Raw genomic sequence first — 18,917 nt, 5'->3', positions numbered from 1 at the left:
GGTTTAGTTTTAGGAGTGTGTTTATCTACAACTCTTTTATATAATAAAATGAGTTATAAAATAGGATATCGTATAACAACTTACATTAATGATAGAGATGATATTTTTATCTATGGAATGAAGTATGTTTACATTATAATAAGTATTTTATGTTTTGTGGGTTCAATTTTAACAGCGTTTAGACTGTACTTTCAAAAAAAACACAAATGATTAGTTACAAGTTACAAGTTACAAGTTACAAGTTACAAGTTACAAGTTACAAGTTACAAGTTACAAGTTACAAGTTACAAGTTACAACCGATTTTAAATTATACCTTATTTTTAGTCAATAATATATTATAAATTTAAAAAATATAGAGAATGTAAGTAGGTTTGTATAAAAACCTACTTACATTCTCTTATTACATTACTTATTTCTTATTAAATATAATTGTTACTTTAAACAAGTCCCCATCAACATTAATTAAAAACTTACCGCCTTGAACCTCTACAAAACTTTTAGCTATAGCAAGTCCTAATCCTGACCCTTCTGTGTTACGCGCCTTATCGCCTCTTACAAATCTTTCTACTATATCATCAACATTAAAATCTATTTCTGATTGAGACATGTTTTTAAATATTATCTCAACTTTATCATCTCTATTAAATATATTAATATAAACTCTAGATCCTATCATTGCATACTTTGTAATATTCAATATAAGATTTTCAAACACTCTAAACATACATTGTCCATCTAGCGGTAATATAACTTTAGAACTATTAAAATGAGTTTTAACTATTAAATTTGATTTTTTTATTTTATCATCCAATTCTAATAATGTTTGTTTCATCAAAGAAATCACATCAACATCATTTATATTTAAAGATATATTTCCACTAGTTGCTTTACTTACCTCAAATAAATCTTCAATTAATTCTTTTAACCTTTGAGATTTTTTATCCAAAGTATCTAAATATGCCTTACGTTTATCTTCAGTAAGACTTCCATCTTTTAATAAATCTACATAAGTTATTATAGATGTCAATGGAGTTTTTAAATCATGTGATACATTTGATATAAGTTGTGTTTTCATCTTTTCACTTTTTACTTCTTCATCAACAGCATTTTTAAAGCCATTTTGTATATTTTGTAATTCTAGTTTTAATGGATTAAATACACCTAAATCTTCATCAATATCAACATCTAATTCACCATTTGCAATTTTATGTGTTGCTGAAAAAAGTTTAGTATAATTATATCTTACTTTATTTAACTTATTTGTTATAAGTTTAAACAAACATATAGTATAAATAAATGCTATTAATTTTCCAATTATAAATAGACGACATATTAAAATCATTATTAAAAAGTTTATTGTCACAATAATTATTATTTTTACAAGGCTTTTGTCTCTTAAATCTACCTGTTCAAATTTTTCACTTATTATCTTTTCTATTTTATATATCAATAAATTTTCTTTAAAGTAATTTACAATTCCAAAGTCCCATATATGTTTTAATACTACAATTACAGAAAATGCTACAAAAATATATACAAACCAATAACCAATATTAACTATATCAACAATATTATCAAAAACTCTATTATCAAAAGCTGGTCTTAAAAAACTTATAAAGGCTCTTTGAATAATTCCCATTATTACTGATGTTGAAGTATTATATACAAAATACCCTATCAGTATTGGAATCGCTACAAGTATCTCAAACGGAATTTTAAATATCTTACTCATTCCTAATATTTGTTTTGATTTACTATATGGTATTATAAGCCCTAAAATTAATCCAAAAGCTAACCCTATATTTATAAGTTTATTTGAATATTCCTGATACATCCATGCATATCTGCTATTTAATGTATATTCAACATTCTTATCTTCTGAAAGTTTATTAGAATAAGCATATATGAATGTAGCATTTTTTATAGGTTTGAAATCATCCGAGTATTTACCTTTGTATGGTAAATCCATATTAATTCCATACTGTTTTCTTACGTCCATATGTCCATTTTCATCAAAATCCATAACTACATAAAATTTATATCTTTCTCTTAATCTTTCTGTTGTTGTGTTTGTAAATTTATCATTTATAATAGTATCATCAGATAACACCTTTACTACTTGAGTATCTTTTATATTTGATTCAACTGTATTAGATTCTTTATCTATGCAATAGTATTCTAAATTTCCATAACACTTATTTAATACATCTTGAAATTTATAAACTTCTTCATCAAAATCAAATTTATAAGTATAATTATTATTATCTTCATTTATATTTAAAATCATATCTGATGGATTTACTTTTTTATTTTCTTTACTTTGTAAAATCTTATAATATAAAAGATAGTTTGTATCTTTTATATCCATATATGCGTAATTAATTGCTGCCTCATTTTTTTTATACGTTTCAACATTATTTTCTATATGGGAATAACTAAAAACCATGCCTATTGAAGCAATTAATAATATTATTAAAACAATAAAACTTATTATATATTTCTTTTTATTGCTTATCAATTTTGTAGCCAACGCCCCACACCACCTTTAAATATTTTGGATTTTTAGAATCAATCTCTATTTTTTCTCTTATGTTTCTTACATGTACCATTATTGTATCTGTATTAACAGCTCTTTCATTCCAAACCTTCTCATATATTTCGTCTGCTGAAAAAACTCTTCCTGGATTCCTTATTAATAAATTAAGAATTTTAAATTCTATAGGAGTAGTTCTAATAAATGTTCCATCTACTGTAACTTCTTTAGTATTTTCGTTAAGTTCTAATCCCCCTATACAAAACACATTATCTTCATCTACATTTTTTTCTACTAAGCTTAAATATCTTGAATATCTTCTTAACTGAGAGTTTACTCTTGCCAAAAGTTCTAATGGTCTAAATGGTTTTGAAACATAATCGTCAGCACCTATATTTAATCCCATTATTTTATCAACTTCTTCTGATTTTGCAGATAATATTATTACTGGAAAATCATATTTTTCTCTAAGTTTCATTGTAAAAGCTATTCCATCCATTCTAGGCATCATTACATCTACAATTGCTAAATGTATTTCCTCTTTTTGTAATACATCCAACCCTTCTATACCATCTCCTGCAATAAACACCTTATACCCTTGATTAGTTAAGTATGCTTCTATTGCAACTGCTATATCCTTTTCATCTTCTACAATTAAAATACTATATAAATTCATTTTTTTACCCCTCTGCCATACTATATTTTTAAAGTTTATAAACGTCATATTTATATAATATCACAGTAAAACCTTCTTTTTTATACAAATAATGTATCCCCTTTCTTTTTTATCTGATGTCTCCCAACTGTAACACCTCCATCCTCTTACAAGGTGGAAAGTAACAGTTGCTACGCCCCTAGATTAACTCATCCAAACTTCACATTATAGAAATAACACCATCTAAAGTAAGATTTGTTCTATAATTCTTTTATAACTTTATGATACTTTCTATTTTTAAAGATAACCTTCAAAGAAATCTAAAGAGTTTCTAAAGAATTTTATTAAATTTAAAGTATAATTAGTATTAATTTTTACTAATTATACATAAAAAAGTTAGAATCTTATATCGACAAGACCCCAACCCTTTTAACTTTATTATTTTAAACTTTATTTCTTATTAATGCTCCCAAATACTTATCTAAATGCATGATCATGTCTATGATTTGGTTTTAAAAACTCATCAAATAAGATATCATCTTTATTTAAAAATAATTATATTCAACTTAAATTAAATTTTAATAAGTTAATAATTATAATTTCATTAGATTAAGGTTAAATATCTCTTAACCTTAAAGAAAACTCCCATTATTAAATGAGAGTTTTTTGTGTTTACATTATTTTATAGGATTTTTTGAGGTTGATGTCCATTGATTGTCTGTTGCTGTCTTATCTTTTTTACAAGAACTTGTTACTATTTTTGATTCAACTGGTGTTGACACCCACTGGTTATCATCGATCTTCTTTTCTTTTTTATCCATAAAGGTACACTTCCTTTCTAATATTTTATAACACTCTTATCTTCTGCACTATATGATATTTAAATTCTATAAATTTATGATTACAAAATTTTTCCGTATAAACTATAGAATTAACTTTTATTTCACATACTTTATCTTATAATTTTTATAAAAATTTTTCTTGTCATAATATATTTACCACTCTTATATACATCTAAGTGCTGAAAATATATAAGTAATTATTTACTTCTTACATGAATTTATATATAACTAACAGTTACACTATAGGCCGCTAAAGATAACATAATTAATTTTTCTTTATGACTTATAACATCTACAAAATATTAATGAACTACACAAATATTAATTAAGTTATATTACATTCCTATATATTACTACTATTTAAATATTTTCAATGTAAATTATTACCCTACTATTCTAAATGCTATAAATAACTTCTTAAATAACTCGATAATAATATAGATTCATAATATTAAGTTTTTCTTAACTTACTATGGAGTTATCTTATAGAACGAATCTTTATTCCGTGATGCTCTTTCTGCCTTGTAAGATGATGGGGATATTACAAGGTGGTAGCCCATCAAATAAAGCTAATACAATATCCATCTTAAGTTTAAAAGAATTTATATAGTCATAGGATAATTTTTTTACATTATATTACTATAAAAAGGAGAATAACCATGAAGTTTAAAAGCATTAAATATCAACTCTTAACCTTTCTATTAGGACTTGTTTTTATAATTTGCTCTTGCTTATCACTATTTTTGTACATAAACTCTAAAAAAGCTTTAGAGGAAAATGCTATACATATGTTAAATGAAGTGTCTAGCCAAACTGCAAGTAATATAGAAAACACCTTAAAAATACAGCTTACAAATATTCAAACTTTAGCAAATATCCCTGAAATCAAGGATGTAAATACACCTCTAGAAAAACAAAAGGAAATACTTATACAAAATCAAGAACTATATAATCACGTTAGAATAGGTATTGCTCATGCTGATGATGGCATCATTCATTATAATGATGGAAATGAAGTAGATATTAATGATAGGGATTTCTTTATTGAAGCAATGAAGGGTAAAACCTATGTATCTAAGCCATTTGCAAGTAAAATAACTGGAGATTTATGCGTCGCTTACTCTACTCCAGTAAAAAATGCTGAAGGAAAAGTTACTCATGTCCTTGTTTCCATAAGAACAGGAGATGACTTTAGTAAAATAACTAACTCAATAAAAATATCTAATACTGGTAATGCATTTTTAATTGACAACGAAGGTACTTCTATTGCAGATAAAGTGCAAGAATTAGTTGATAAAGGCTACAATGTAATAAAAGAAGTAGAAACTGACCCTAGCCAAAATGATATGGCAACTATTGCAAAAGAAATGATAGCCGGTAAATCTGGTAATGGTGAATTTAATTTTCAAGGTGAAGATAACTATCTTGCATATCATCCAATTCCTTTAACAGGATGGTCCGTTGGAATAGCTATAGTTAAAAATGATGTTTTATCTCAGCTTTCAACTTTAAAAACAGTATCCTTAATATTAGCATTAGGTTCTATGCTAATCGCAGCAATATTTATATTAATTATTTCAAGATCAATAAGTGATCCTTTGATAGCTGTGAAAAACTGTATGGACAAACTTGGAGATGGAGATTTCACTATAAAGATGAAGAATAAATATATTGATAGACATGATGAGATAGGCTTAATTAGCACATCTTTAAATAAAACAACAGCTTCTATAAGCGAAATGTTTAAAAATATAAAAACTACATCATACACTATAGACGAAAATTCAACTAATCTGGCTAGTATATCTCAGCAGCTTACAACATCATCCGAAAATATATATACTGCAATAACTGATGTTGCTAATGGTACGTCTGAGCAAGCTACAGATTTAGAAAAAATCGTTCATATGGTTGAAGATTTTGGAAACAGCATAAATACAATGACTAATTTATTAAGTGAAATATCATTAATGTCTCAAGATATACGAAATAATTCTTCTGAAAGCAATTCAGATATGGAAAACCTAAACACCGCAATATCAAACTTCTATAATGTTTTTAATGAATTTACACAAAAAATAGAGACTATGGAACAAAATATAAATTCAATTAATGATATTACAACACTTATAAATAATATTTCTGAACAAACCAACCTTTTAGCACTTAATGCTGCTATAGAGGCTGCAAGAGCTGGAGAGGCTGGTAAAGGATTTGCTGTTGTTTCTGAAGAAATACGAAAACTAGCAGAACAAAGCCAAAAATCCTCTAATGATATATATGAAATAGTTTCAAACATATCAAATGATGCTAAAGTTTTAGTGTCTGAAAATGATAAAATGAGCAGTAGCTTAAATGATCAAAAACATTCTGTTGAAAAAGCAATAAAATCATTCTTGGTTATATCTGACTCAATATCTACTATTACTAAAAAAATAGATGATATAACAGAATCATCTAATACAATAAGTTCAGGCAAAGATGTAATTTCAAACACAGTTCATGATTTGTCTGCGATATCTGAAGAAGTTTCTGCTTCCTGTGAAGAAATTGCTGCATCTTCTCATGAATTAAATAACTTTAGTTTAGATGTATCTTCCGCTTCTGATATATTAGAAACTTTAACTCATGAAATGGCTAATAAAATGGATATGTTCAAAATAGAAGAATAAATCTAAAAACAAAGTTATTCATTTAAACCGAAAAGTGAGGTTTAAGCAACACAAACTAGCTGACTACATAAAGTATTGTCAGCTAGTTTGCTAGTTCTTATAACCTCAATTTTCAATTTTTGAAGCTTATCTATTTTCTAGCTCTCTCAATTTTTAATTTCTTTCCTTTTATTGTCATATTCTTTAAAGTTTCTATAACCATTTTACCTTTTCCATTTAGTATATCAACATAAGAAACAGTATCTTGAACATCTATAATACCTATGTCATCTCCATTTATTCCCTCAACCATAGTTATAGCACCTACTATATCTCCTGGACGAATTTTCTTTTTCTTTCCCCCATTGATATAAATTTTAGTTATATCCTTACTTAAAGTTTTTGATTTAATTTTCTTTACCAGTGGCTTACTTTTAAGTATATCTACTGACTTAGATTTTTTACTTGCCACCTCTTCTTCACTTGGTACATCAAATACATCAATCTTAAAACCTATGTATTCCTCTATCTCACCTAAAAATCTGTCTTCAAACTTTCCTACAAAAGTCAATGCTGTACCCTTTGCACCAGCACGACCTGTTCTTCCTATTCTATGTACATAAGATTCCTTTTCCATTGGTATATCAAAATTAATAACATGAGTGATTCCTTCTATATCTATTCCTCTTGCCGCTACATCAGTTGCAACTAATATTCTAAAATCACCTTTTCTAAAGCTATCCATAGTATCTAGCCTTTCTTTTTGAAGCATACCACCATGAATCTTATTTACAGAATAATTTTTGTTCTTTAATTCATCTAAAACCATATCTACATTTTCTTTTGTCCTACAAAATATTACAGCAGTATCTGGACATTCTGTTATCAGTATATTATTTAATGCCCTTAATTTATAAGACTCATTTAACCTATATAACTTATGTTCTATTTTATCCGTAATAAGCTTTTGAGCCTTTATCTCAATATTAACAGCTTTGTTCATATGTTTCTTACAAAGTTCCTCTATTGCTTCTGGCATAGTTGCAGAAAAAAGCATGGTTACCCTTTTCTTTGGAACTTTTTTGATAACAGCTTCCACTTGCTTTATAAATCCCATATTAAGCATTTCATCAGCTTCATCTATAACTAAATATTCTACCTTTGATAAATCTAAAGTACCTCTGTCAATATGGTCTAAAACTCTTCCTGGAGTTCCAACAACCATATGAGTTTTCTGCTTTAGTTCTCTAGTTTGTTCTGAAAATGGTTGTTTTCCAAATACAGCTATTGCTCTTACTCTTTTAAATCTACCTATATTTGCAATATCCTCTTTAATTTGAACCGCTAATTCTCTTGTAGGAGTCAATATTAATGCCTGAGCACTATTTTCATTCCAATCCATTTTCTCGCATAATGGTATTGCAAAAGCTGCAGTTTTTCCACTTCCTGTTTGGGACTTAACTATAACATCCTTATGATTCAAAATTTCTGGAATAACTTTTTCCTGAACATCTGATGGGTTTTTATATCCTAACCCGTTAATTGCCTTCAATATATCTTCACTTATATTAAAATCTTTAAAATCATTACCCATTTAATTTCTCCTTAAGTTTTTATATTTCAATTGTCAATTCTTAATTGTCAATTTCAGAAGCTTATACCTTGAATCTTCTGAGTCTTAATCTCAACTCTCAATTATACCCCGTAACTTGCCATTTGTCACTTATCACACTTAATAAAGTTGAAATTTGAAAATTCTACCCGATTCACTCAAACTTGCCACTTATAACTTATCACTAAACAAATATTATATATCATCATTTGTATCATTATCCTGCAATAAGTTTTTTTCCTGTAGCCTTTTATTAGTTATTGTTCCAAATACAGTGTATATTACTCCAAACAGTGGAATACCTATAAGCATTCCTAATACTCCAAACAAACTTCCCCCAACAATCATTGAGAACATTACCCATAATGCTGATAATCCAATGGAACTTCCTACAACTAATGGATAAATAAAATGTCCCTCAAGTTGCTGTATAACTATTATAAGAATTATAAACCAAACTGCCTTAACTGGATCAACCATAAGAATAATAAAGGATGTTGGTATTGTTCCTATTAAGGCTCCAAATATAGGTATAAGAGCTGTAACCCCTACAACTGTACTAACTAAAAGTGTATATGGCATAGATAAAATAGTCATTCCTATAAAACATAATGTACCTAATATAACTGCCTCTAGACATTGACCTCCAACAAATTTAGAAAATTTAATGTTAGATATTTTTGCAATTTCCATTATCTTTTCAGCCTTTCCTTTATTAATAAATGCATATATTACTTTTTTAGTTTGTAATGTAAGTTTTTCCTTACTTAAAAGCATATATATAGCAAGTATTAATCCTATAAAGAAATTTACAACCCCAGATGCAAACCCTATAGTTATATCTAAAACTTGTGAAACTACAGCTCCGCTTACTTGTCCTAAAACTTGTAAAACCTCTTTCCACATGTTAAGTGCTTGGTTTATTAAATCATTAATCATATCATTAGATACAGTCTGTGTCATCATGGCTTCAAGAGATTTAGCATACTCTGGTACATTTCTTACTAAAGTTGACACACTATCTGAAAGTTGAGGAATAACAAATATAAATAGTCCTATTATTAATCCAATTACTGCTACAAGAGTAATTGTTAGTGATATAGGTCTTTTAATTCCTCTTACAAATCTATTTTGGCTCTTATCCATGAATTTTAGTACTTTTTCTTCTAACAATTTCATTGGTATATTAAGAACAAAAGCTATTGCTATTGCTATCAAAAATGGCTTTATTATACTAATCATTGTTCCAAAAGCCTTAAATACGGTATTTAAATTTAAAAATACATAAGCTAACACTATAACATATGTAGCTATTAATAAATTTGCCTTAAACCTTGGATTTTTCATATATTTCATATCCTACACATTCCTCTCCTACTAAAGCAACATCTTATCTTTTATTTTTAAGTGAAATATATTATACCATTGTTTATATAATATACTCTAGTAAATTAATCTTAAAATAAATTTAAGCTTCTCTTATATCCCTTGAAGCATTTCTAACCAATATAATGATCTGTACATTTGCTAAAAAGTTAAAGAAATATATTACAAATTGAAGTATTGAAATTTTTTCCCCTAAGTTAATCCAAAAAGCCGTAGATATATATGATGCTATAGATGTATATAACTTAAAGTTCCAGGTTAAGATTGCTTTCTTTTTGATTTTGTCAACTTCTCTTCTCTCTGCCTGGATATATACACCCTTACATATATAATAATATATGATCACATGTACTATACTTAATGTATTTAAAACCACAAATCTCCATATGTTTTGTGGGGTTATTTGCTCTAAATTTGCATTAACGTATCTTAAAAATGGATTTATAATGCATACTATAAGCATTAAATTAGTAAACTTTTTTCCTAATTCAAATGACGGTTCATATTTACTTAGTTCTTTCAATCCAAAATATATAAAAATATATCCTATAAATCCAGTGAAGATATATATATTCCCAAATTTAATATTTATAATTATTATAATTAACCCCCAAAATAAGCTCTTATATCCTTTATCCATTAATCTATACCCCTTCATTTTTTAACTGTTTTATAAATTTACTACTAAGTATCTTGTCCTTATATAATATTTGATTTCCAACATTAAACTTAATACAATCCATTGAACCTTCAGGGTCAGATATATTTAATTTAATTTCAAAAGAATAATCATGTGTTTCATTTGTGTTATCAGTACTTTCTACATATATATCATCATACCTATTTATTTTTAAAGGAACTTTTATTTCATCTAAAGGAACATTATTTATAGATATTTCAAATTTGTTTTTTATTTGGTCATAAAAATTACTTTCAACTTTATCTATACTTATATTATCCCATGCTCTAAAAAGTACTCCTCTCTTCTTGTCACTTGTGCTTTGAGTCCCTACTCTTTTATATAAATCATATTGATGCTTTTTCTCTTCCTTTCTTTTTAATAGGTGAATTTCACCTAAATCTACTTCATGCTCTTCTCCATAGATATCTCCATAAATCATTTTTGTAATAACAAAGCTCTTGTCTTTCAACTCATCGTATAACATCTCATTGTTTTGAGTCTTTATGTTTCTCAAATCTATATTAAAATTATTTAATCTATAATGATTATTAGAAAAATTTTCATTATTGGTAATGTATGCTGGTTTACTCTGTATTTCTGGAAATATGACATATAGCATTTCATTGCTTTTGTAACTATTGTCTATATTATATAGTTGAAACATACCATTATCTGAAACTTCCTTATAATTTTTTAAAAATAATGGTTTATCAATTTCAGTATTAACATAATAAATTATATTTCCACACCAAGTAATAAATATAAGAATTATTGCATGTATAACATTTTTTTTCTTTATAACCATATTACTCCTCCTTTATTAATGATTCATATTATAATAAAATTATACCATACACTGGGAGTTCCTGAGGTATTCATAAATGATGATTTAAGAGATCTTCTTAATGATGAATAAAAAATTTTAGAATAGTTACTGGGATCAGATTAAAAGAGGATAAAGAATACGTTGATTCTTTAGAAAAATAGACTTTTACAATTCTTATAATCTAACTTATAAAGTTTAGTTCTAAGTATTAATTGTTAGAAATTCTAATATATCTTTTAAGTACAACAAAAAAAGTGAATTAATATAACATTCACTTTTTTTTGCCACACTATTCATTTTACAATGCATTTAAATAAAATTTAAAATTTTCAACAATGCAATACTATTTTTACATTACTCTTCCTGGTAATATTGCATCTAATATTCCAATAACTACAGCTGCTAATAATGCTCCTATTATAGATACGCTCATATGTGGAACTAAAAATTGTGTTAAATATATTATTACAGCAGCAATAACAAATCCTTTTACACCTTTTCCTATAGGAGATGCATCAACTCCCATAATTGCCTCTGCTAAATAATCTAATGCAGTTATTATAACGGCAGCTAATAAAAATGACCATAATCCATTAATACTAAACCCTGGTGTAAAAAATGATGTTATGCCTAAAACAACTGCAACCAATATTAATCTTACTACCCAACCTAAAAAACTATTACTACTTGTATGTTTTTCTTCATGTTCTTTATTATGTCCCATTGAAATTCCTCCCTTATAAATTTTTATTATCACACATTTAGTATGCCCATATAATTTAGAAATATAATAGTAAATAAAAAAGACATATTTATTACTACTTGATGTAGTAGTAATATACAATACATGCCACCCTTTTCATCTCTTTGAAATTCATTTAGCTCTTGAACTGTCCATTAATTATGTTCATAATGAGTTCTTCTCCAATTTTATGCAAAAAAGTGAGCTGGCTCACTTTTTATGTGAGACAGCCCCTTTAAATTAATTAATATTAAAGACAAATGACTACAACATGTTCTGATGATATGTTGATAGCTATTTAATATTAAGTTTTATCTATTTTTTTTTCAAAACTCCACACTGTTTACAATTTACATGAATATGAACATATTTAGTATATATTTTTATTTCACCACACTCATCTTTTACTTTGGGAATTAGATAATCTTTACCCTCTTCTACACAATTATCTTCTTCATACTCCTTTTCATACTCTCTATACTCCTCATTATCCATAAATATACATCTCCTCTCGGTATTTTGTGCTCCCTTTAAAATATTCAAGATTGCATCTTATATTTACATTATATTTAATATTTGTAATTATGTTACTATTTTAAAACATTATTAATCTTTATTTATAGCTTATTTAGTTGTGCTTTGTTCAAAGTACAACCATATAAATAAGACAGACTAAATTTCTCTTAAGCTGTCTATATAAACTGAAATTTTGAGTGGTTAACATCTATGATTATTGACCATATAGTTAATATAAATATAAATCACCCATCTTGAAATAAATCGATATTGATAAGTATTGTGAAACCTACTAATCTTTTAATAAGCTATTTCGTTGTTATTTTTGTATTAAAATGAATTTATATTAAATTTAAACATTGTATGACAAAATGTACTTTTATATCAAAATAATTCATATAAATTTATCTTTATATGATAAATTAAGTAACATAAACATATAATTGAGCATATAGTAAAGTATACAAAAGATGTGAGATGATTAGTATGTGTGGATGGTGGGGTCTTATTCTTGAGTGGATGTTTTTGTACTAGAGGCTGTAATAGACGTTGCTAAAGATAATTTAATAACTTTGAGTAGAAGTGTTTAAATTATATACTATGTAGTTGTTTTGTAATAAAGATAGCCTTATTATTTTATAAGGCTATCTTTCCATTTTCTATAAAACAATTGATATTTACCATCTATATCCCCCATACTTAACATTATATTTTCTTTTTTTAGCTACATGCGATTGCCTGTAATATGCAAATATTTCATTTTCTTTTTTCATTCTCTTTTTAGCCTGAAGGTCAACCATGTCACTTACAAACTGTTCTTTACTAATCATAAGGTTTTCCTCCCATCCTTTCTTCGTTTGTTCTTAAACACATTTATTCTAATATATTTATCTTATACAATTTTTAAAACTTTATGTCTAATAATAATTCTAAAAATTCATCTTTCAATAACTAATATATTCTTTTAAGACTTATATAAAATAATTTTAAATACTAGCACTAATAATGCTATTAGAATATAAATTGGAGGTAATTTTTATGTCAAAATTAAATGAATTAGAATTACAAAATCTTCGTCATCTTATTGGAGCTCATGAAACAATCTCAAACAAACTTAATGATTTTTCTAATCAATGTACAGAATCTAAATATTAGAAACAAATTATCTCCCTTCTCTTATACCATACTATTTAATTTTCAAAGAACGTTGCCCTATCTCAAATTCAAGTAGAATTGTGACGTAAAAATACCGTAAAATTCAATTGAATAATACGGTATTATAATGAGCATTTCACATAATTAAATCTAATGTTTAGTTTACTTTTTAAAGATGTACTTATCTTTTATTTTCCAACAAATGTAGCCATTCCATTATCTCCACTATAATGAGGAGCTCCTTCAACTGTTACATAACAAATTATTAATTTATACTCTTCTCCTTTAGGAACATCTTGGCTAAAGGTTACTATAAATGTTTTTGCTGAACCATCTTTGGAATTAATTTCAACCAAATTATTAGTAAGTGAATTATTTGCATTCACCTTATCCTTTTTACCAAGAGTAGCTATATATTTTGTTTAATACCCTATCATCTAGTTTTCAAAGAATAATGATTGTATTTTAACGTCGTTTTATAAGAAGAATGAGTATTAATTAAATAAAGATTAGGTTCATAATTTTCTATAGCTTCTTCTCAAGTAAATAAAACAATCCTTCTCTCCAGTTTGTTTACCCAACCTTTTGGTACCCAAGTATTTCATATATTTTTAAAACATATGGATTTATAGAAAAAGCATCTAACCTAATGGATTGTATTCCCTCTTTATTTAATAAATCTTCAATATTATAACTGTATATTGCATAATATTCTACTATTCTGTAATATTTGCAAAACTTCCATTAAGGCTGAATGTAATCAAGATAATAGTCATTACAAATAAAAGAATAAGGCACTCCATCTCTCCATAAACTGTTTTGTTATTATCTTTTTTATATTTAAATGAAATCATGTAAAATCTAAAGATTATATTACAATATATTACTTTTTCCCAATATAAATTAATATAAATTTATCTTTATATGATAAATTAATATAAATTTATCTTTATATGATAAATTAAGTAACATAAACATATAATTGAGCATATAGTAAAGTATACAAAAGATGTGAGGTGATTAGTATGTGGTGTGGATTTTGGCCCCTTATAATTTTAGGTTGTTGTTGCAATGGAGGTTGTAATAGAGGTTGTAATAGACGCTGTAACAGATGTTGTAATAGGTGCTGCAATAGAAATTGTAACAGGTGTTTCTAAAGATAATTTAATAATTTTAAGTATAGTTGCCTAAAGAATATGTTATATAATTATCTTATATAACTATAGAATTATTATTCTACAAAGATATTAACTATGAAACAATTTATTTCTACCATCCATATATTCTATATTTAATTGATACTTTATATTTAATAATAGGACTAAAGATTCAATTTATATTTTATTAGTTGTATCTATATTTTCCATGTTGATTATAAAGAATAAATGTAGTATTTAATGATCTTTAGCTTAACGTACTATCTCTCTTTTAACAAATAAAGTGAACTAATCAATTAATTCTAATTAACTTGATTAGTTCTTTTATTTTGCATAAATAAAAAACTCAGTTTTAAGGAACAAATTTCTAGACTACTTTTATAAATTAAGATGTTATTTTTGAATTAAAATGAATTTATATGAAATCTAAAGATTATATGGCAATATATTGCCTCTATATCAAAATAATTTATACAAATTTATCTTTATATGATAAATTAAGTAACACAAACATATAATTGAGCCTATAGTAAAGTATACAAAAAATGTGAAGTGACCGATATGTGTAGATGTTGTAATAGATGTTGCTGCTAAAAATAATTTAATAACTTTGAGTAGAATTATTTTTAAAGAACGATTCTATTAAAACTAGAAAAAAGCAGAAATGAAATGCATAAAGAATTTTTTTCTTCATACTCTTTACTGCTTCTACAATATTAACTTTATCTGTAAACTTGTTAAGAACAATTTGATAATCTCCTCTATTTTACTATTTTCCTTAAATACATGTAACAGTAAATATATAAGCAAAACACAAAGTATTACTTGTGTAATTGTATATTTAAATAATTCACATTATTAAATTTTTGAATTATTTCAAATTTCTTCTTTTTCGTATCAAACATTTCAATATTAGTAATTCTAAGTAGTAACTCATTTCCTAATTTGTCTTGAATTTAATACTTCTTATCCTTCGACCAACCTTCGTTTATTTCTTCTATTACATTCTAATTTTAAAATTATGGAATATTTTTCAACTTTAAATCCATTAATTTCCTCTATGTTATTCTAATTTAAATGCTAAAATATGTAGAATCTATGCATGTTTATCAATGATTCATACTTTATTAGTAAAATATACATTCTTATTTTACATGTCTAACCTATAATGAACAAATAACATGAAGTAATGTATAAATACATCACTTTTTATTATTTTTAACGCAACGGTCGCAGCAATTAGAGTGAGGTGTATTTAGCCGTGGAAAAACAAAAAACTATTCTAGGATTAACAGAAAAAGAAGTCATAGAAAGAAAAAAAAAAGGTGAAGTTAATATTCTGGAAGAAAAAAATATAAAATCAAACTGGGAGATTATTTCAGACAACATATTTACCCTATTTAACTTATATAACTTTCTAATTGCTATTGCTTTAACAATTGTTGGAGCATACTCTAACTTAGTATTTATGCTAATAATTATACTAAATGTATGTATTGGAACTTTTCAAGAGATACATGCCAAAAATATGGTATCTAAATTATCTGTACTAACAGTATCAAAAGTTGATGTAATAAGAAACGGAAAAGAGATTAAGATAAATATTGATGAACTAGTTTTAGATGATATTACTATACTTAACATGGGAAATCAAATTTGTTCAGATTCAGTTGTTTTAGATGGAAAAGTAGAGGTAAATGAATCTCTACTTACTGGAGAATCAGATACCATAGTAAAGAGACCTGAAGATAAATTGTTTTCTGGAAGTTATGTTGTTAGTGGAAAATGTTATGCAAAAGTTGAGAAGGTAGGTAAAGATAATTTTGCAGCACAGATTGCTCAAAAAAGTAAAAAACATAAAAAGGTCAATTCAGAATTATTAAATTCCATGAAAAAAGTTACAAACATTACAAGTTTTATAATAATACCAGTTGGCATATTGCTATTTCTTCAAGCATTCTTTTTTAGAGGAGAGTTGCTAAAAAGTTCTGTAATATCAACATCAGCAGCATTACTTGGAATGCTACCAAAGGGATTAGTATTATTAATTAGTATTTCTCTTGCAACCGGAGTAATAAAACTTGCAAAGAAAAAAGTATTAGTTCAAGATTTATATAGTGTTGAAACTTTAGCACATGTAGATACCCTATGTCTTGATAAAACTGGTACTATTACAGAAGGTAAGATGCAAGTTTCAAATGTAGATATCTTTAATAATAAAATTATGCCAATTTCAGTAGATAAAGCATTAAGTGCCTTTGTTGCTGAAATGGGAGATAACAATGCTACATTTGAAGCGTTAAAAGAATATTTCCAAGAAAAGGATAGGTATGAGGTAGTAGATAAAACAACATTCTCCTCTGAAAGAAAGTGGAGTTCAATTACTTTTAAAGGTATAGGATCTATAGTTGTTGGTGCACCAGAGAAATTAATGGATAAAAGTAATTTTATAATGCCAGAAGAAAAGATGGAACTACAGAAATCAGGTAAAAGAGTTTTACTTTTAGGTTTCTCTAAAGACATAGTAGAGGAAGGTATACTTCCAAGCCTAGAAATTGTAGCAACAATAGAATTATCAGATCCATTAAGAAAAAATGCAAAAGAAATGTTAGGTTTCTTTAAAAATGAAGGTGTTATGGTAAAAATAATTTCAGGAGATAATCCATTAACAGTTTCAAGCATATCTAAACAAGCAGGGTTAGAGGATTATGAATCTTATATAGATCTATCTAAAATAGAAAATGATGAGGAAATAATAGATTTAGTAGATGAATATAGTATATTTGCAAGGGTATCACCCAATCAAAAGAGTTTAATAGTGCAAGCACTACAATCAAAAGGACATACTGTTGCAATGACAGGAGATGGAGTAAATGATGTTATCGCATTAAGACAAGCTGATTGTAGTATAACACTTCCCGAAGCAAGTGATGTAGCAAAACAAGTTTCACAAATTGTACTTTTAAATTCAGATTTTAGTGTGCTAAAAGATGTTTTAATGGAGGGAAGGAGGGTTGTAAATAATGTTACAAATGTTGCTAGAATATTCTTTATAAAAACATTGTATTCAGTAATGCTATCAATATTAAATATTATAACTTATACAGCATTCCCATTTATACCAATACAAATTACATTAATAGATCTTGCAATTGAAGGATATACATCATTCTTTATATCCTTTGAGCCAAATGGTAAACAAATAAAGGAATCTTTCTTGAAAAGTGTACTAAAGAATGCATTGCCATATTCTTTAGTTATAATAATTAATATTATAACACTATACTTGACAGCACCAGCTTTAAATATCTCAGTAGAGAATATGACTACAATTATGTATTATGTGATTGGATTTACTAGTATTTTAGCAGTGATAAGAGTATGTAGACCATTTAATAAAATGCGTGTATTCTTATGTAGTACAACTGCTGTAGGTTTTTTTGCAGCAGCATTTTTATTCAAAGAACTATTACATTTAAGCAGTTTAGGAATGCAAGAATTAATTATATTCTTAATAACATCCGTTTTAGGTACAGTATTGATTTTAATAAAGAATTTTATATTTAAAAAATATGAGAGTTAATTAAATATTAATAAATAAAGAACTGTAGAGACTGTGAGTAGGTTTGTGTAAAAATAAATCTACTCACAGTCTCTATAAAACATAAAAATCCCATGACTTATACACACATATACCATTAAAAACAGTACAGGAACTCCTAGGGCATTTTGATATTTCAACTACTACTGATATATATCCCCATGTAATGCCTACTCAAAAAACTTCTGCTACTGAAAAATTAAATGACTTATTCCTATAACAATCTATATTTACGCATTTCTAATGTGGAAAAATATAAATTCCGAAAGTTTATTCCAAACAAAAAAGCACTGTAAACATTAGCGTTCACAGTACTTCTTATAATATGGTAGCCCGTAGGGGAATCGAACCCCTGATTCCACCGTGAGAGGGTGGTGTCTTGACCTCTTGACCAACGGGCCTCGTGTTCAATATGTTCTTATTATAATACGAACTTAACACAATTGAAAGTTTTTTTTAATTTTTCAATGAACTTCCATCCACTTATAGATTTCACAAATAGTACTCTCTATATATTCACCTTTGTATTCATATAATATTTGATTATCCACTTATTAC

The 18,917-nt window shown here is 26.5% G+C and carries 14 protein-coding genes, 1 tRNA gene and 1 pseudogene; 3 read left to right on the top strand and 13 right to left on the bottom strand.

Annotation, left to right across the window (positions count from 1 at the left end; translation table 11 throughout):
* Positions 1 to 410 precede the first annotated feature (410 nt).
* From BM119_RS13710 to BM119_RS19950, 3 genes are all read right to left on the bottom strand, one after another.
* Complete coding sequence (locus BM119_RS13710; protein ID WP_090042310.1) at positions 411 to 2,531, bottom strand: HAMP domain-containing sensor histidine kinase; 2,121 nt, start codon at positions 2,529 to 2,531, stop codon at positions 411 to 413.
* Entirely contained in the window at positions 2,506 to 3,210 is a 705-nt protein-coding gene (locus BM119_RS13705; protein WP_090042309.1) for a response regulator transcription factor, read from the bottom strand. The genes BM119_RS13710 and BM119_RS13705 overlap by 26 nt, the downstream gene beginning before the upstream one ends.
* 656 nt (positions 3,211 to 3,866) lie before the next feature.
* Positions 3,867 to 4,010 carry a hypothetical protein gene (locus BM119_RS19950; RefSeq protein WP_177199429.1) on the bottom strand — a complete coding sequence of 48 codons (144 nt, stop codon included), beginning with the start codon at positions 4,008 to 4,010 and terminating at the stop codon, positions 3,867 to 3,869.
* A gap of 764 nt (positions 4,011 to 4,774) precedes the next feature.
* Between BM119_RS19950 and BM119_RS13700 the strand changes: the two genes are divergently transcribed.
* Entirely contained in the window at positions 4,775 to 6,703 is a 1,929-nt protein-coding gene (locus tag BM119_RS13700) for a methyl-accepting chemotaxis protein (RefSeq protein WP_177199428.1), read from the top strand.
* A gap of 130 nt (positions 6,704 to 6,833) precedes the next feature.
* On the opposite strand, the gene BM119_RS13695 is transcribed toward BM119_RS13700, so the two are convergent.
* From BM119_RS13695 to BM119_RS19940, 9 genes are all read right to left on the bottom strand, one after another.
* A complete protein-coding gene (locus BM119_RS13695; RefSeq protein ID WP_090042307.1) occupies positions 6,834 to 8,276 on the bottom strand; it encodes a DEAD/DEAH box helicase in 1,443 nt (480 codons plus the stop codon).
* A 213-nt stretch (positions 8,277 to 8,489) separates the two neighbouring features.
* Complete coding sequence (locus BM119_RS13690) at positions 8,490 to 9,650, bottom strand: AI-2E family transporter (protein WP_090042306.1); 1,161 nt, start codon at positions 9,648 to 9,650, stop codon at positions 8,490 to 8,492.
* Positions 9,651 to 9,762: 112 nt separating this feature from the next.
* Positions 9,763 to 10,320, bottom strand: coding sequence for a hypothetical protein (locus BM119_RS13685; RefSeq protein WP_090042305.1), 558 nt, complete (start codon positions 10,318 to 10,320; stop codon positions 9,763 to 9,765).
* Between the two features lie 4 nt (positions 10,321 to 10,324).
* A complete protein-coding gene (locus BM119_RS13680) occupies positions 10,325 to 11,167 on the bottom strand; it encodes a hypothetical protein (protein WP_090042304.1) in 843 nt (280 codons plus the stop codon).
* A 370-nt stretch (positions 11,168 to 11,537) separates the two neighbouring features.
* Positions 11,538 to 11,912, bottom strand: coding sequence for a phage holin family protein (locus BM119_RS13675; RefSeq protein ID WP_090042303.1), 375 nt, complete (start codon positions 11,910 to 11,912; stop codon positions 11,538 to 11,540).
* Positions 11,913 to 12,245: 333 nt separating this feature from the next.
* Complete coding sequence (locus BM119_RS13670; RefSeq protein ID WP_090042302.1) at positions 12,246 to 12,425, bottom strand: hypothetical protein; 180 nt, start codon at positions 12,423 to 12,425, stop codon at positions 12,246 to 12,248.
* 698 nt (positions 12,426 to 13,123) lie between these two features.
* Positions 13,124 to 13,276, bottom strand: a complete 153-nt coding sequence (locus BM119_RS19945; RefSeq protein WP_177199427.1) for a hypothetical protein — start codon at positions 13,274 to 13,276, stop codon at positions 13,124 to 13,126.
* 513 nt (positions 13,277 to 13,789) lie between these two features.
* Positions 13,790 to 13,957 (bottom strand): hypothetical protein, encoded by a 168-nt coding sequence (locus tag BM119_RS13660; RefSeq protein ID WP_242948432.1) that lies wholly within the window; start codon positions 13,955 to 13,957, stop codon positions 13,790 to 13,792.
* Positions 13,958 to 14,317: 360 nt separating this feature from the next.
* Positions 14,318 to 14,455, bottom strand: coding sequence for a hypothetical protein (locus BM119_RS19940; protein ID WP_177199426.1), 138 nt, complete (start codon positions 14,453 to 14,455; stop codon positions 14,318 to 14,320).
* Between the two features lie 1,564 nt (positions 14,456 to 16,019).
* On the opposite strand from BM119_RS19940, the gene BM119_RS13650 reads away from it, so the two are divergent.
* On the top strand, positions 16,020 to 18,341 hold the full coding sequence (locus tag BM119_RS13650) for a cation-translocating P-type ATPase (RefSeq protein ID WP_090042301.1): 2,322 nt from the start codon (positions 16,020 to 16,022) through the stop codon (positions 18,339 to 18,341).
* A 109-nt stretch (positions 18,342 to 18,450) separates the two neighbouring features.
* Positions 18,451 to 18,579: pseudogene (locus BM119_RS20645) on the top strand (tyrosine-type recombinase/integrase); the annotation flags it as partial.
* 106 nt (positions 18,580 to 18,685) lie between these two features.
* On the opposite strand, the gene BM119_RS13645 reads toward BM119_RS20645, so the two are convergent.
* A tRNA-Glu gene (locus BM119_RS13645) sits at positions 18,686 to 18,760 on the bottom strand.
* Positions 18,761 to 18,917: the final 157 nt, after the last annotated feature.

The sequence above is a fragment of the Clostridium frigidicarnis genome, assembly GCF_900111985.1.
GTDB lineage: Bacteria > Bacillota > Clostridia > Clostridiales > Clostridiaceae > Clostridium_Z > Clostridium_Z frigidicarnis.
This window is presented reverse-complemented; position numbering and strand designations above follow the sequence as displayed.

What these genes read in the sequence shown, in the direction of transcription:
- BM119_RS13705 (WP_090042309.1), bottom strand. Translation starts at nt 3,210, where the DNA reads ATGAATTTATATAGTATTTTAATTGTAGAAGATGAAAAGGATATAGCA.
- BM119_RS19950 (WP_177199429.1), bottom strand. Translation starts at nt 4,010, where the DNA reads ATGGATAAAAAAGAAAAGAAGATCGATGATAACCAGTGGGTGTCAACA.
- BM119_RS13695 (WP_090042307.1), bottom strand. Translation starts at nt 8,276, where the DNA reads ATGGGTAATGATTTTAAAGATTTTAATATAAGTGAAGATATATTGAAG.
- BM119_RS13690 (WP_090042306.1), bottom strand. Translation starts at nt 9,650, where the DNA reads ATGAAATATATGAAAAATCCAAGGTTTAAGGCAAATTTATTAATAGCT.
- BM119_RS13685 (WP_090042305.1), bottom strand. Translation starts at nt 10,320, where the DNA reads ATGGATAAAGGATATAAGAGCTTATTTTGGGGGTTAATTATAATAATT.
- BM119_RS13680 (WP_090042304.1), bottom strand. Translation starts at nt 11,167, where the DNA reads ATGGTTATAAAGAAAAAAAATGTTATACATGCAATAATTCTTATATTT.
- BM119_RS13675 (WP_090042303.1), bottom strand. Translation starts at nt 11,912, where the DNA reads ATGGGACATAATAAAGAACATGAAGAAAAACATACAAGTAGTAATAGT.
- BM119_RS13670 (WP_090042302.1), bottom strand. Translation starts at nt 12,425, where the DNA reads ATGGATAATGAGGAGTATAGAGAGTATGAAAAGGAGTATGAAGAAGAT.
- BM119_RS19945 (WP_177199427.1), bottom strand. Translation starts at nt 13,276, where the DNA reads ATGATTAGTAAAGAACAGTTTGTAAGTGACATGGTTGACCTTCAGGCT.
- BM119_RS19940 (WP_177199426.1), bottom strand. Translation starts at nt 14,455, where the DNA reads ATGATTTCATTTAAATATAAAAAAGATAATAACAAAACAGTTTATGGA.